Origin of the sequence: Polynucleobacter sp. MWH-UH25E, assembly GCF_018687095.1 — a bacterium.
Lineage (GTDB): Bacteria > Pseudomonadota > Gammaproteobacteria > Burkholderiales > Burkholderiaceae > Polynucleobacter.
The window spans coordinates 1,116,412-1,130,191 of sequence record NZ_CP061286.1 but is presented as its reverse complement, the minus strand read 5'-3'; the positions used below and the strand labels follow the sequence as shown (position 1 = coordinate 1,130,191).

Here is a 13,780-nt window from a genome sequence, read left to right as displayed (position 1 = left end):
GCTCTTAAGTATTTTGAACCACTATGTTAGGGAACTTACTGCTCATATCCTTTGATAGTCCAGCGACTCTTATAGCAACTCGTCTAGCAATATTCTTATATATCGCACTAATAGCTCCATCAGGATCGGCAACCACGGTAGGTCTACCCGCATCAGCTTGCTCACGAATGGATAGATTTAAAGGCAAAGCCCCCAAGAACTCAACACCGTAGTCTTTGCACATTTTTTCGCCGCCACCAGTGCCAAACACATGCTCCTCATGACCGCAACTAGGACAAACATAAGTACTCATATTCTCGATAATGCCAACTATAGGCACACCAACCTTTTCAAACATCTTGAGGCCTTTACGTGCATCAAGCAAGGCAATATCTTGAGGTGTAGTCACAATCACTGAACCTGTTACAGGTACTTTTTGAGAAAGAGTTAATTGAATATCGCCAGTGCCTGGTGGCATGTCCACTACTAAGTAGTCTAAGTCACGCCAACGCGTTTGGCGCAACAACTGCTCCAATGCTGAGGTCACCATTGGTCCACGCCATACCATCGGCGCATCATCATCAATCAAAAAACCAATTGAGCTTGCTTGCAAACCATGGCCTTCCATCGGCTCAATCGTATTTTCCTCAAGAGAATCCGGTCTACCAGTAATGCCCAACATCATCGGCTGACTTGGTCCATAAATATCAGCATCCAAAATTCCGACCTGAGCCCCCTCGGCCGCTAGAGCTAGCGCCAGATTAACAGCGGTAGTTGACTTACCAACACCACCTTTACCACTTGCAACGGCAATAATATTTTTAACCCCAGGAAGCAACTTAACGCCGCGTTGCACAGCATGCGCAACGATTTGGCTTGTGACATTCACGCTAACGTTTTTGACACCCGGTAAATTACGTAAAGAATTAATCGCAGCTTTTCTAATTGAATCAAACTGACTTTTTGCTGGATAGCCTAAAACAATATCCAAAGAAATATCGCCATCTTCTACTTTGAGATTTTTAATATTTTTAGCGGTAACAAAATCGATATTCGTATTGGGATCGACTACGCTTTTTAAAGTACTCTGAACCGCTTCAACAGTAACTGACACTACTTTCTCCTATCGCGAGTAAGCCCCGTAATAACTCAGGACGTTACAAAAATATTGAATGAATAAGAAGAAGATTAACCGCACCAGCAAAAATTTGCTTGAAATGAGATGGTGTAATCTGGTGAAGCTAAATTAAAAAATGGTTAGGCTGATGTAATACACAACCATAGACATCAAGGCAGTCGCTGGAATCGTGAAAATCCATGCCCATACAATGTTTCCGGCAACACCCCAACGTACTGCGCTAGCTCTTTGCGTAGACCCCACGCCCACAATAGCCCCAGTGATTGTGTGGGTAGTTGAAACAGGAACGCCCAAAGCGGTAGCGGCAAAAAGCGTAATTGCACCGCCTGTTTCAGCACAAAAGCCACCGACCGGTTTGAGTTTTGTGAGTTTTTGCCCCATGGTTTTAACAATGCGCCAACCACCGAACATCGTGCCCATAGCGATGGCAATGTAGCAAGCAATAATGGTCCAAGTTGGGGGCATGCTGGCAGAGGCATCGGTATAGCCGGTAATGATTAATAACAACCAAATGATGCCGATGGTTTTTTGTGAATCGTTTCCACCATGCCCAAGACTGTAGGCGCCAGCAGATAGTAACTGCAATCGTCTAAACCAACGATCAGTTTTCGATAATGTGACGTGTCGACAAACCCAAGACACCAGTAGCATCATCAATGAGCCCAGCAAAAAACCGACTAGTGGGGATATAAAAATAAAGGCGACCGTTTTAAAGATGCCGCCCCATACCAAGCCAGCAAGACCGACCTTCGGGAGTGCGGCTCCAACCAAACCACCAATTAAGGCATGGGAAGAGCTAGATGGAATTCCGTAAAACCAAGTCACCACATTCCAAACAATAGCACCCACTAATGCACCAAAGATCACATGCAAATCAATTCCTGAGGGATGAACAATACCCTTACCAACAGTTGCTGCAACGCTGAGATGAAAAATAAAGATTGCTAAGAAATTAAAGAAAGCCGCAAAGACCACGGCTTGCTGCGGCTTTAGAACGCCAGTAGACACAACAGTTGCAATAGAGTTCGCTGCATCATGAAACCCATTCATGAAGTCGAAACCAAGCGCAAGTATCACTAAAAGCGCTACAACCCAAAAAGCTACTTCTGTCGCTGGCAACTTAATACGCCTTAAGAGTTTTCAAGAACAATGCCTTCAACCAAGTTGGCAACGTCTTCACATTTATCGGTTACTTCCTCGAGCAATTCATAAATACGTTGGCATTTAATAAGCTCACGCACCTCGATATCCTCACGGAATAACCTTGTAATAGCAGTAGATAGAAGGCGATCGGCGCCAGACTCAAGGTGATCAATCTCATCGCAAGTCTTCAAGGCTGCCTTGGCAACCTCGGGATCAGAAATATCTTTTAAGGTACCCACAGCGTTCTTCATGCTGATGCAGCACTGATTGCATAACTCAGCCATCTGCAACATCTCTGGCGTCATTTGCTTCACATCGTAAAGATGCATCGCTTCTGTGCCGTTTTGTAATAAGTCCGCCACATCATCCATCGTGTTGATGAGCGAAAAAATTTGATCGCGATCGATTGGAGTAATAAATGTTTTGTGCAAGCGGCGATGCACTTCTTTAACAACATCATCGCAGGCATGTTCCGCCTTATCAACTTCTTGCGTGTACTTTGCGCGCAAAGCTTCGTCGTTGTAATGCTCAACAAACTTCAAGAAAGATTCGGATGCGGCAACGATGTTTCCAGCGTGCTCATTAAACAATTCGAAGAAATTACCATCGTGAGGCATTAACTTACTGAAGAACATAAATCACGATCCTTTGGGAACAAAAACTACGGGTTTTGTTAGGTTTGGCGTCATTCTAAACAAAAGCTTATTGAACAACCGGAAAGCCAGCATCTGTTATAAGCTGAGCGGCTTTTTCGGGAGAAAGGGTAGTTTCGAGAGTCACGGTCTGGGCTGCTAAATCGACTTGCACTTTAGCCCCAGAATCTTCAGCCTGCACAGCTCGAGTCACGGCATTAATACAGCCACCACAAGTCATTCCGGACACTTTTAGACTCAACATATCGACCTTTTTAAGTAAATTCGCTTGCTATGGGGTAGATTATCTTCCATATGAGCCCGCAAAAAGACACAAATTCCTCGATTTTTACCCTAGATATTGATGGAATGACCTGTGCCTCATGCGTGGCAAGGGTTGAGAAGGTGCTAGATCGAATCCCTGGGGTAGAGGCTGCCAGCGTCAATCTCGCCACAGAACAAGCAAAAATCCGTCTTGAGCCCGGCTCTACCACCTCAGCCGAGGAAATCATCAATTTGGTGCAAAAAACAGGCTATGGGGCAAAGATCAGTTCGCCATATGGCAATCTTGATCCTAACCCCACCCATGCATTTTGGGGCTCGGATGGCTTGGGTCGAGTGCTGTTGAGCTTTGCCTTGTCTGCCCCCCTCTTCTTGCCTATGTTTTTCATGCCATTTGGTATCCACTGGGCGCTTACTGCGAAATGGCAAATTTTGTTGGCAACTCCCGTGCAATTTATTTTAGGTTGGCGCTTCTATAAAGCCGGCTTTAAATCTGTTTTAGCTGGCGCTGGAAATATGGATTTATTAGTTGCGCTTGGAACCAGTGCCGCATATGGTTTGAGTGTTTATCAAATGCTTGCATCACCACATGCCAACCATGAGCTCTACTTTGAGGGTTCCACAGTCATTATTTGCATGGTCCTGCTTGGTAAATGGTTGGAGGCGAGAGCAAAGCGACAAACTAGTGAAGCGATTCGCGCCCTTCAAAAACTATGGCCTGAGAATGCAAAAGTTCTCAACCCAAATATTGAAATCGAAGAAGGAATTGCCTTTGATCAATATCGCGAACTACCTCTAGACCAAGTTTTTCCAGGCGATCACATCCTTGTATTGCCAGGTGAGCGTATTCCGGTGGATGGCTTGATTCTATTGGGCAATAGTCATATCGATGAATCTCTTTTAACCGGTGAAAGCGACCCTGTTAAAAAATCACTTGGTGCAAAAGTAATTGGTGGGTCGCTGAATGGTGAAGGCGTCCTCATCATTGACGCCAAAGCAGTTGGTATTGAAAGCATCTTGTCAAAAATCATCACCTTAGTAGAAGATGCGCAAACACAAAAAGCGCCTATTCAGAAATTGGTTGACCGAGTTAGCGCTATTTTTGTTCCAAGCGTTGTCATCATTGCATTACTAACCGGTTTAATGAACTGGATTTATCTAGATTCAATTTCTATTGCCATCTTGCGCTCTGTATCTGTCCTCGTGATTGCCTGTCCTTGCGCACTTGGTCTAGCCACACCAGCGGCCATCATGGCGGGAACGGGGGTTGCTGCACGCTTTGGTATCCTCATCAAAGACCCTCAGGTTCTTGAGTTAGCGCATCGCTTAAATATTGTCGCCTTTGATAAGACGGGTACTCTCACTATTGGTAAACCACAAGTACTGGAGTTCATTGATCTGACCAGCGCCAAGGACAAGAATTCCCTTCTAGCAACTGCCGCAGGTTTGCAAATGGGTAGTGAGCACCCGTTAGCAAAAGCACTAATAGCTGCCGCCAAACTCGCAGGCACTAATCCCTCCCCCCCATCTCAAAGCAAGGCTTTGCCTGGAGTTGGTATCAGTGGAGTACCAAGCACAGGGCCGTGGGCAAATCAAAAGCTATCGCTTCAAAGCATTGCCTCACTTGAACTGAATCCTCTCTATTCAGAAATTTTGTCTAAGGCACAGCACTGCCTCAAGCAGGGGCAAACCGTATCTGTATTAATGAATACAGAATCTCCATCATTACCTCTTGCCATCATCGGTTTTGGCGATGAACTCAAGAGCTCAGCAAAAAATGCAATATCTGCATTGCATCAGTTACACATTCGCACTGTGATGCTATCTGGTGATAATTCAGCGGCCGTAAAACGAGTTGGCGACTCAATTGGTATTGATGAAGTCTTTGGACAAGTACTACCAAGCAATAAGGCGGAAATTATTCGTCAATTGCAATCCTCGGGAAAAGACCAATCTAGACAATATGTTGCCATGGTGGGTGATGGCGTTAACGATGCGCCAGCATTAGCAACTGCGGACGTTGGTATGGCCATGTCCACAGGCACAGATGTAGCAATGCAGGCGGCGGGCATCACCCTTATGCACGGAGACCCCAGCTTGGTAGCGGATGCGATTGATATCTCTAAAAGAACTTGGAAGAAGATTCAACAAAATCTCTTTTGGGCTTTTGCATTTAACGCCACAGGCATTCCTCTGGCGGCACTTGGATTCTTATCGCCAATGCTTGCGGGTAGTGCAATGGCGCTCTCTAGTTTTTGCGTACTTAGTAATGCGCTTTTACTAAAACGTTGGCACCCTATGCATCACTAAATAGGCAAGTACTCAGGATTATTTTGCGGGCTTGCGAACAAGCTCGATATCGCCATAGAAAGCACGAGTTTCAGATTTGGTGTTATCCGTATCAGTTAGCAAAGCAATACCAATCACATCCCCCGGAGCTTCACCATAAGCAAGCTTGTAGTCAGCAGATAAATCGCGCTGATGCTTGTGCCACTGACCCAAATTATCCCAGCCTGAATCCACCACAATCATTTTGATACGCGAGGTATGGGCATTGGTAATAACGGAATCAACAGGTGATTTACCAGACCAGATATACATCAGAGTGGCATACGGCATTTCTTGACCGCTGATTAAATTGGCCATCTCAAAATTCATTTTTTCTTTTAATGACAATTTAGATTTATTGCCATCAAACGCAACTAGGATTCTTAAGGGTGCATCATCATGATAACCCTCGCTATTATCAGCTTCAGGCATAGCACTGAGCGCCTTCCACTCCCACTGTAACCACAAGTTATTCACCTTCTTCGGCTTCAACTTAACTGCTAATCCTGATGCAGATGTTTTTGAGTTTGCGCTTAAGACGGTTTTACCTTGGTAATTTTCTAAACGATAGACGGTATTCTTTTTATAAGGAGCAATACGATAAAAACTCCAACCCTGCGGCACACCTTCCTTTGTTGGATCAGCCGAGAACTTTGGCAACTCTTCCTGAGCGGGAATCTGATCAACATGAAACGCTTGCCCAGCCTCATCCTGAACGGAGCCCCCATCAAAGCCAGCGCATCCTGACAGCACGAGGGCTATCAGGATCATCGCGAGGAATGTGGCGAGTTTGCGCATATGGGAATTGTCCCAAAGTTTTGCTCAAGTGAGACTAAAATTGTCGTATGCGCCAATACTCACCATCAAGCTGGGCCGTAATTAGCATTTGCATTGCGGCATTGGTGCACTTTGTTTTGGGCTTTGCAATTGAATTTTCGGTTGATGAGGCTCACTACGCCTTGTACGCACAGCATCTTGCTTGGAGCTACTTTGATCATCCACCGCTAGTCGGCTGGATTCAGTGGCCACTGGTTGCCATTACCTCTTCCGAGGGAATCATCCGCCTTATTCCAGAATTTCTTTGGATACTTTCCTGCTATTTGGTTTATCAAGTCACACTAGAAATACATCATTTAATTCAAGGCAGAAATGCTGGCTACTTAACCAGTACGCTGCCCTCTCAAAATACTTGTGGACTGATGGCTGTGCTCGCCATTGTTGCTGCACCGATTCCCCACGTACTTGCGGTCGGCCTATTGCCGGATACTTTGCTTGCACCTCTAAGTCTTGGACTGATGTTGATGGCACTTCGCTGGCTCAACCAGGATCGCTTTAGCACCCGCGATTGGATTTTTACCGGCACCTTATTAGGTCTCTCAGGTCTCAGTAAATACACAGCTGTTTTTAGCGCTTTTGCACTCTTGCTCGTATTTTTGAGTAGCCCTAGAAAAGCTTGGATCAATACAGCAGGATTTTGGCTGGCTGCCATCATTGCACTGCTCTGCATTAGCCCTGTCTTATATTGGAATTGGGTGAATGATTGGATTTCATTTAAATATCAAATTGCTCATGGCGCAGGTAGTACATGGCTATGGCGAAGACTGGCGGCCTATATCGGTATTCAGGTCTTGGTTTATGGACCACTGCTCGCACTTGGCGCATATTTGTTTATTAAATATTGCATTCATGGCGCCAAACTTTCTATCTGGGCTTTACTAGGATTTTTTGCAATCCCATTTGCAATCTTTGCAACGCTTGCTGGTGGAGGTGGGCTGCCCCACTGGACATCTCCCGCATGGTTTTGTCTTGCTCCATTTGCAGGTATTGGTTTAGCAAAAGCCTGGTCTACCCAACATCGTCGCCTAATTCAAATTCTCTTTGTTTCTCAACTAGCCCTTTGCGCTATTGGATTTACTTACGTACTATCAGGCGGAATTAATTCAGCAATAATTAAATCCAATCCCATTGCAGACCTGTATGGCTGGAAATTAGCGGGGCAAAAAGCGGCAGAACTCACAAGAGCAAGTAAAGCGAATGGCATAGCTGTGCAAAATTGGACACTGGGTAGCAGGGCCGCTTGGTATGCCAAACCGACTCCAGTATTTGTATTGGATCAACGGCAAGACCAATTTGATCTCTGGTTTGGTAAGCCACCTCAAGGGACAAATATTCTTCTCATTAACTGGTCTGGCATGTCATTTGCGCCGCCAGTGGGTAACAAGGACTCTTTTGAGCGTTGCGAGCCCTTAGACAGCCTAGAAATTAGGCGTTTTGGACAAATTTTGTCCAAATTTGACTTCAGCCTGTGTAGCAACTGGCAGGGATCTGAATTAGCAAGGTAGATCGTCAAAATTCAAGACCTTAGGCGCCCAAAGCATTATCCTTACGCCTATGCGTTCACAAGTCACATCCACCCCAAATCCTAAAGTTGCTGCTGGGTGGAAATCCATTCTGAAACGTGCTTGGCCAACGATTCGAATTCTTCTATCGATTGCCCTGCTTTGGAAGGCAACCAGCGGGATTGATTGGCACACCCTGCTTGATTCAGAAATCAAGATGCAGCCCATCTGGCTAGTTGCCGCAATCATTGCGATTTGCTGTGCATTTATTTGTGGTGGCCTGCGCTGGGGCTATCTTATGCGCAGCGTGGGATTTCAAGGAAGTCTATTTAAATATGTCGCTCTATATTTTGCTGGCGGCTTAATTAATCAAGGTCTACCAAGCACTCTCGGTGGGGATAGCTATCGCGCAATTACTGCCACACATCTTAATAGCACTGGCAACCTTAATGAAAAGAAAGAGTTGGATGAAGAGTTACATCACTCGGTTGATTTGGAGCATGCAACACCAAAACTACGTTTGAGTTTTGCGATGGTGCTTGTTGATCGTCTTCTAGGTTTAGCTGGCAATAATTTACTTGGTGGTCTTGGGCTTATATTGGGTGGCGCAACTCTTGCTACTTGGGGGCAAGATCTAGGCTATGCAGTTGTCGCTGTCATGGTGTTGGCTGGGCTAGCAATCGCATCTGTTCTCGCCTGGAAACCTACTACCGAGCTATTGCAGAAATTACTAACTCGCTTGAATATGGGCAATGCAATGCCAGGCATAAGTCTTGCATTCTCATGGCCCATGAATATTGCACAAGCCATTTTTGCGATTGCAATCCACGGATTTATTATTCTGGCTTTTGGTTTTTGCTTAAGAGCTTATGGTGCAGAAGCGCCAATTTCGAGCCTAATGATTGGGCTACCTGCATTAAGTCTTTTATTAATGCTACCAATTAGTATTTCAGGATGGGGTCTACGTGAGGCAACCCTATCTTCCGTCTTAGCACTCTGGGGAGTTAGTCCATCACTAACGGTGCTCGCCTCAATTAGTTACGGCGCACTTACTGTGATATCTGTTTTACCAGGCGCATATTTTTTACTAAAACGAAAATAATCTCAGAGCAAAACTATGGCTATTAGCGTCAACACTATGCGGGCAATTGATCATTGGGTTGGCGTACCCCTTTGCGCAATTGTTAGCCCCCTTGTGGCATTGATGGATCGCATCAAAAATATATTTAGCCGCGGGCCTGAGGTGCCAAAAAAACTACTCTTTATTGAACTATCCGAAATGGGTAGCGCGATTCTGGTAGACCCCGCCATGCGAAACGCCCAAGCAAGAGGTGCGGAGATTTTCTTCTTGATTTTTAAAAGTAATCGCGCAAGCCTCACCTTACTCAATACCGTGAAACCGGAAAATATCTTCACCATTGATTCTTCTAGTTTAGGCGGCCTCATCAAAGATACATTGCGGTTTTTGTTTGTAGCTCGCTATCACCGCATTGATACTGTCATTGACTTGGAGCTATTCTCACGCTTCACCGCTCTTCTTACAGGTCTATGCGGCGCACGTAAGCGCGTTGGTTATCACATCTTTCATGGGGAAGGTTTGTGGCGCGGCTTCATGTTGACACGCAAGGTTCATTACAACCCACACATTCACATTACCAAGAACTTTCTATCCCTGATTCATGCTGCATTTGCCAAAGAGATTGAAGTGCCATTTAGCAAGGTTCATATTTCTGATGAGGCAGTAAAGCTTGAGCAAGCGGTTATTAACCCCGATGTTTTGAAAAAAGTACTTTCTCGTATTGAAAAGAAAGCTGCTGAAGCCGGCATCCCGTTTACCTATGGAAAAAATCGCATTATTTTGATTAACCCAAATGCGAGCGATCTTTTGCCTCAACGTCGTTGGTCGCAACAGCGCTTTTCTGAACTGATTCAAGCGGTTAACCAACGCTATCCCGATGATCTGATTTTGATCACAGGTTCGCCGGCTGAATTTGTATACGTTGATAAGGTGCGCTTCGTCGCTAACGTTAAGAATGCTCTGAATTTCGCCGGCCAAGTGAGTTTTGCTGAGCTACCTCCGCTTTATACGCTTTCAGATGTGATGGTCACCAACGACTCTGGACCAGGGCACTTTTCTGCAGTAACACCACTGAGAACCGTAGTGCTGTTTGGCCCTGAAACTCCTGCGTTGTATGGTTCAGTTGGCAACTCTATTGCAATTACCGCAAACCTTGCTTGCTCTCCATGCGTGAGCGCAGCGAACCACCGCAAGACACCTTGTCATGACAATGTTTGTATGCAAGCAATTAGCGTTGCTCAAGTATTGGAAAAAGTTAGCATTCAACTACAAGAAGCGGATAAGGCTAAAGGCCGCTAGCCAAATGAGCAAGAAAGCGATTTCTACGCTAGCTTGGTTTATCCCGCTCGCGCCATTAAGTCTTGCCGCAGCAATTTATTTTGGAGAACTCCAAAGTACTAGCTTTTTATTTATCAACCGCTTTACCCAACTACTGCCGGACACTTTGTGGGCTTGGCTCACATTCTTAGGTAATGGCTGGGGAATATTCGCACTCTCATTTCCATTGCTTTTGTTGGCACCACGGTTATTTAGCGCTGGAATTTTAGGTGGCGGCATCTCAGCAATAGCGAGTACCGCACTCAAAAATATTTTTGATTTACCTAGGCCAGCAAGCTTATTGGAAGAAGGTAGCTTCTACCGCATTGGCGAGCCCCTACTCTACAAAGCATTCCCATCAGGTCATACGCTGACTGCTTTTGCTATTGCTAGCGCTTTGTATTTTTCTTGCACCAAGAACAAACGTGCTCACCTGTTGGTCCTATTTCTTATTGCCAGTCTTATAGGCTTATCTCGTAATGCTGTAGGGGCTCACTGGTTAACTGATGTCTTGGCAGGTGCAGGAGTTGGTATGTGGTGCGGCATGCTTGGCGCCCAACTGGCGACTCATATCCCTGACTCACAGCTCAAACCACAATCAATCTGGAGTCGCTTTATTGCGATTGGGGGTCTCGTTTCGATTTATGCTCATTACACCCAGGTAATGGACCTCGAGTTAAATCTTCCACTGCAATACACTTCTATTGCGATTGTTGTCATTACCCTGATATTTTTTATCAAGGCACAGACAGACAAGACTCAAGAGAAAGCGAAATAATTCTCATGTTTAGCTATCGACACGCTTTTCATGCGGGCAGTCATGCTGACATTCTGAAGCACATTACCCTCATTCAGTTAGTGCAGTATTTACAAGAAAAGCCTGGCGCATTAACTATCGTTGACACCCATGCTGGCGCCGGAATTTATAGTCTTGAAGATGGCTTTGCGGCTGTTAGCAAAGAGGCTGAAGGCGGAATATTTCGCCTAAAGGATTTCGTTGAGGCCGGCAACCCAATTCCTGAGGGCATTCAGCAGTATCTTGATTGTGTTTATGCAGAAAACGCACCAGGTGAGATTAAGGCCTATCCAGGATCACCATTTATTCTGGCGCGCCTCTTACGGACGCAAGATCGCCTCAAGCTATTTGAACTACACCCCAAAGAGATTGATATTCTTCGTCAAAATATTGCACTGCTCAAACAAGCCAAACAAATAGATATTTATGCCGAAGATAGTTTTAGCAGGCTAAAAGGTCTACTGCCGCCCCCAAGTAGGCGCGGTCTTGTGCTCATTGATCCTTCATACGAGGATAAACAAGATTATCGCAATCTAGAGATCGCAATTGAGGAAGCCTTACGTCGTTTTGCAACGGGTTGCTATGCAATTTGGTATCCAGTCATATCTAGAAGAGAATCCGCCGAACTGCCTGAACGCATGAAGCGAATTGCAAACTCCAATAAACGATCTTGGCTACATGCAGAGTTAAGAGTGGAAAATGCCCCAGGAGAGCGTCGTTTGCAAGCTAGTGGCATGTTTATTATTAACCCACCTTGGACGCTAGAGAAACATCTAGCTGAAGTAATGCCGGTGTTAGTTAAGGCACTTGGATTGGATAGTGGTGCAAAACTAATATTGAAGAGTTTTGAGGCCTAAAAAGGCTCGCTTACCAATTAGCTTTAATACTAAATCCGGCTGGACTGTACTCTAGGGTCGCTTTTGCGCCAACCGGAAGAGTGAGCTTATCAGCCTGATGCCCAAATGGTAAGTCCGTCAGAATTGGAATTTGTACTGGCAAACGCTTGCGAATAGTTTCGATAGCGCGCTCAAGGTTATAACCCTTATCGTTATCGTACAAACGATAAGAAGAAAAACCGCCTAATAATATTGCAGACTGATTTTGTAGAATGCCGGCATCTAAAAGCTGCATTAACATTCTTTCCAATCGGTATGGGTGTTCGTTCACATCCTCTAAAAATAGAATGCCACCCTTCGTTTGCGTTAAAGATGGCAGATAAGGCGTTCCAACAAGACTAGCAATCACTGTTAAGTTACCGCCCCAAAGTAATCCCGAGATCGAACTGTCAGTTGTCTCACCCAAGAAAGATTGTGGCGCTTGAATTTGACAATCGAGCTTACGATCTTGTGCGGCTAATAAGAAATGCTTCCACATAAATGCATCTGGAGAAAGATTCTGGCCACTCTCATCAAAACGGCCAAAGTCGTAATTCAGCATAGGCCCAGACAAAGTGACTGCGCCAGTCTTCGCCAGCAACGCAAGTTCAAAAACCGTGAAATCACTATGTCCACAGATTTGCAATCCGCCTTTGACAGCATTCGCAATAGCATTCCAATCAATGTCGGGTAGTAAGCGATGAATGCCATATCCACCCCGCATTGCCATCACCAGATTTTTTGGGTCAACTTTTGCTAAACCATTCAACTCATTTAAACGCTCAGCGTCACTACCAGCAAAGCGCTCTTGAACGCGATGCGCACACTGGGCATTGGCAATTTCAATCCCTTGGCTTTGAAGGTAGGCAATGCCTGCCTCGGGACTTTTAGGTTCGATATTGGCGCCAGAGGGGGCAATCAGATAAATGGACTTCACCTGCGCTCCTTAAAGAAGCTGCGTAGTAACTGACCGCACTCTTCACCCATAACCCCACCCTCGACTGATGTCTGATGATTGATTTGTTTTGATGAGAATACATCTAAAACGCTTCCAGCGGCTCCTGTCTTTGGATCAGGCGCCCCATACACAACACGATCTATTCGCGCATGAAGCATCGCTCCAGCGCACATCGTGCACGGTTCCAGAGTGACATAAAGGGTGCTGCCTGGCAGACGATAGTTTTCTTCGGTCTTGGCGGCAGCTCTAAGCGCTAACATTTCCGCATGAGCACTCGGATCATGATGCGTAATGGGCTGATTGAATGCCTTAGAAATAACCTGACCATCTCGCACTAAAACCGCACCCACAGGAACCTCTCCCTGTAGAGCAGCTAACTGCGCTTGCTCGATAGCTTGCTGCATAAATTGATGATCAAGTTCGGCTTGAGTCATTTATTGGTGATGGACATCCGCCCAACAATTGGGCGTTTCATAGAGGCGAACTGCGGAGAGTTCAAGTCGACCATCAAAGGCTTTATTGAATACTGGTTGCAAGATTGCAAAAGCAGCATTTGCTAAGTTTTCTACTGTAGGCACATGTTCCATGATTACAGTTTTGTGATTTGGTAGGCTCGACAAAAACGCCACTAATTTTTCATCTTCTTTTGCCACTAGGAATGCATGATCCCAAGGCTCTACCACGTACTGGTTTGCAAGGCGCTTAATATCCCCGAAATCTAACACCATTCCATCGTCTGCCTTACCGGGGTGATCCGCCACTTCGCCAGTGAGGGTTACCTCAATGGCATATCGATGACCATGCAAATGTCGGCATTGGCCATCGTGATTGGGGATACGGTGACCCGAATCAAATTCTAGGCGGCGTGTAATAGAAATATTGGATGGTTTTTTAGTCATTCAGGTTTATTAAAAG

General features: G+C 45.5%; 14 protein-coding genes. 6 read left to right on the top strand and 8 right to left on the bottom strand.

The features are described 5' to 3' along the window. Positions 1–4 precede the first annotated feature (4 nt). The 4 genes from apbC to ICV39_RS05945 form a co-directional block, all read right to left on the bottom strand. Positions 5–1,093 (bottom strand): iron-sulfur cluster carrier protein ApbC, encoded by a 1,089-nt coding sequence (gene apbC, locus ICV39_RS05960; protein ID WP_215389236.1) that lies wholly within the window; start codon positions 1,091–1,093, stop codon positions 5–7. A 132-nt stretch (positions 1,094–1,225) separates the two neighbouring features. Beyond that, positions 1,226–2,167, bottom strand: coding sequence for an anion permease (locus tag ICV39_RS05955; RefSeq protein ID WP_371816573.1), 942 nt, complete (start codon positions 2,165–2,167; stop codon positions 1,226–1,228). Between the two features lie 80 nt (positions 2,168–2,247). After that, on the bottom strand, positions 2,248–2,895 hold the full coding sequence (locus ICV39_RS05950) for a DUF47 domain-containing protein (RefSeq protein ID WP_173956107.1): 648 nt from the start codon (positions 2,893–2,895) through the stop codon (positions 2,248–2,250). 67 nt (positions 2,896–2,962) lie between these two features. After that, entirely contained in the window at positions 2,963–3,157 is a 195-nt protein-coding gene (locus tag ICV39_RS05945; RefSeq protein ID WP_215389234.1) for a heavy-metal-associated domain-containing protein, read from the bottom strand. Between the two features lie 50 nt (positions 3,158–3,207). Between ICV39_RS05945 and ICV39_RS05940 the strand changes: the two genes are divergently transcribed. Beyond that, a complete protein-coding gene (locus tag ICV39_RS05940; protein ID WP_215389233.1) occupies positions 3,208–5,484 on the top strand; it encodes a cation-translocating P-type ATPase in 2,277 nt (758 codons plus the stop codon). An 18-nt stretch (positions 5,485–5,502) separates the two neighbouring features. On the opposite strand, the gene ICV39_RS05935 is transcribed toward ICV39_RS05940, so the two are convergent. Next, the gene (locus tag ICV39_RS05935) at positions 5,503–6,300 is read right to left on the bottom strand and encodes a DUF3047 domain-containing protein (RefSeq protein WP_215389232.1); all 798 of its coding nucleotides are present in this window, start codon (positions 6,298–6,300) and stop codon (positions 5,503–5,505) included. 47 nt (positions 6,301–6,347) lie between these two features. On the opposite strand from ICV39_RS05935, the gene ICV39_RS05930 reads away from it, so the two are divergent. From ICV39_RS05930 to ICV39_RS05910, 5 genes are read left to right on the top strand one after another with little or no spacing between them, the layout of a single operon-like run. After that, positions 6,348–7,844 carry a glycosyltransferase family 39 protein gene (locus ICV39_RS05930; protein WP_215389231.1) on the top strand — a complete coding sequence of 499 codons (1,497 nt, stop codon included), beginning with the start codon at positions 6,348–6,350 and terminating at the stop codon, positions 7,842–7,844. Between the two features lie 49 nt (positions 7,845–7,893). Next, positions 7,894–8,943 carry a lysylphosphatidylglycerol synthase transmembrane domain-containing protein gene (locus tag ICV39_RS05925; RefSeq protein ID WP_215389230.1) on the top strand — a complete coding sequence of 350 codons (1,050 nt, stop codon included), beginning with the start codon at positions 7,894–7,896 and terminating at the stop codon, positions 8,941–8,943. Between the two features lie 15 nt (positions 8,944–8,958). Continuing rightward, a complete protein-coding gene (locus ICV39_RS05920) occupies positions 8,959–10,218 on the top strand; it encodes a glycosyltransferase family 9 protein (RefSeq protein ID WP_215389229.1) in 1,260 nt (419 codons plus the stop codon). Further along, positions 10,124–11,014 (top strand): phosphatase PAP2 family protein, encoded by an 891-nt coding sequence (locus ICV39_RS05915; protein WP_251372636.1) that lies wholly within the window; start codon positions 10,124–10,126, stop codon positions 11,012–11,014. Before ICV39_RS05920 ends, ICV39_RS05915 begins: the two co-directional genes overlap by 95 nt. A gap of 5 nt (positions 11,015–11,019) precedes the next feature. Next, positions 11,020–11,889: a 23S rRNA (adenine(2030)-N(6))-methyltransferase RlmJ gene (locus ICV39_RS05910; protein ID WP_215389227.1), complete on the top strand. Its 870-nt coding sequence runs from the start codon at positions 11,020–11,022 to the stop codon at positions 11,887–11,889. 10 nt (positions 11,890–11,899) lie between these two features. Here ICV39_RS05910 and ICV39_RS05905 read toward each other — a convergent pair whose 3' ends face one another. Genes ICV39_RS05905 through queD form a run of 3 tightly spaced genes read right to left on the bottom strand, consistent with a single transcriptional unit; the run spans position 11,900 to position 13,764 of the window. Then, positions 11,900–12,844, bottom strand: a complete 945-nt coding sequence (locus ICV39_RS05905; RefSeq protein WP_215389226.1) for an LD-carboxypeptidase — start codon at positions 12,842–12,844, stop codon at positions 11,900–11,902. Then, on the bottom strand, positions 12,841–13,299 hold the full coding sequence (tadA, locus tag ICV39_RS05900; protein ID WP_215389225.1) for a tRNA adenosine(34) deaminase TadA: 459 nt from the start codon (positions 13,297–13,299) through the stop codon (positions 12,841–12,843). The genes ICV39_RS05905 and tadA overlap by 4 nt, the downstream gene beginning before the upstream one ends. Continuing rightward, positions 13,300–13,764: a 6-carboxytetrahydropterin synthase QueD gene (gene queD, locus ICV39_RS05895; protein WP_215389224.1), complete on the bottom strand. Its 465-nt coding sequence runs from the start codon at positions 13,762–13,764 to the stop codon at positions 13,300–13,302. Positions 13,765–13,780 lie beyond the last annotated feature (16 nt).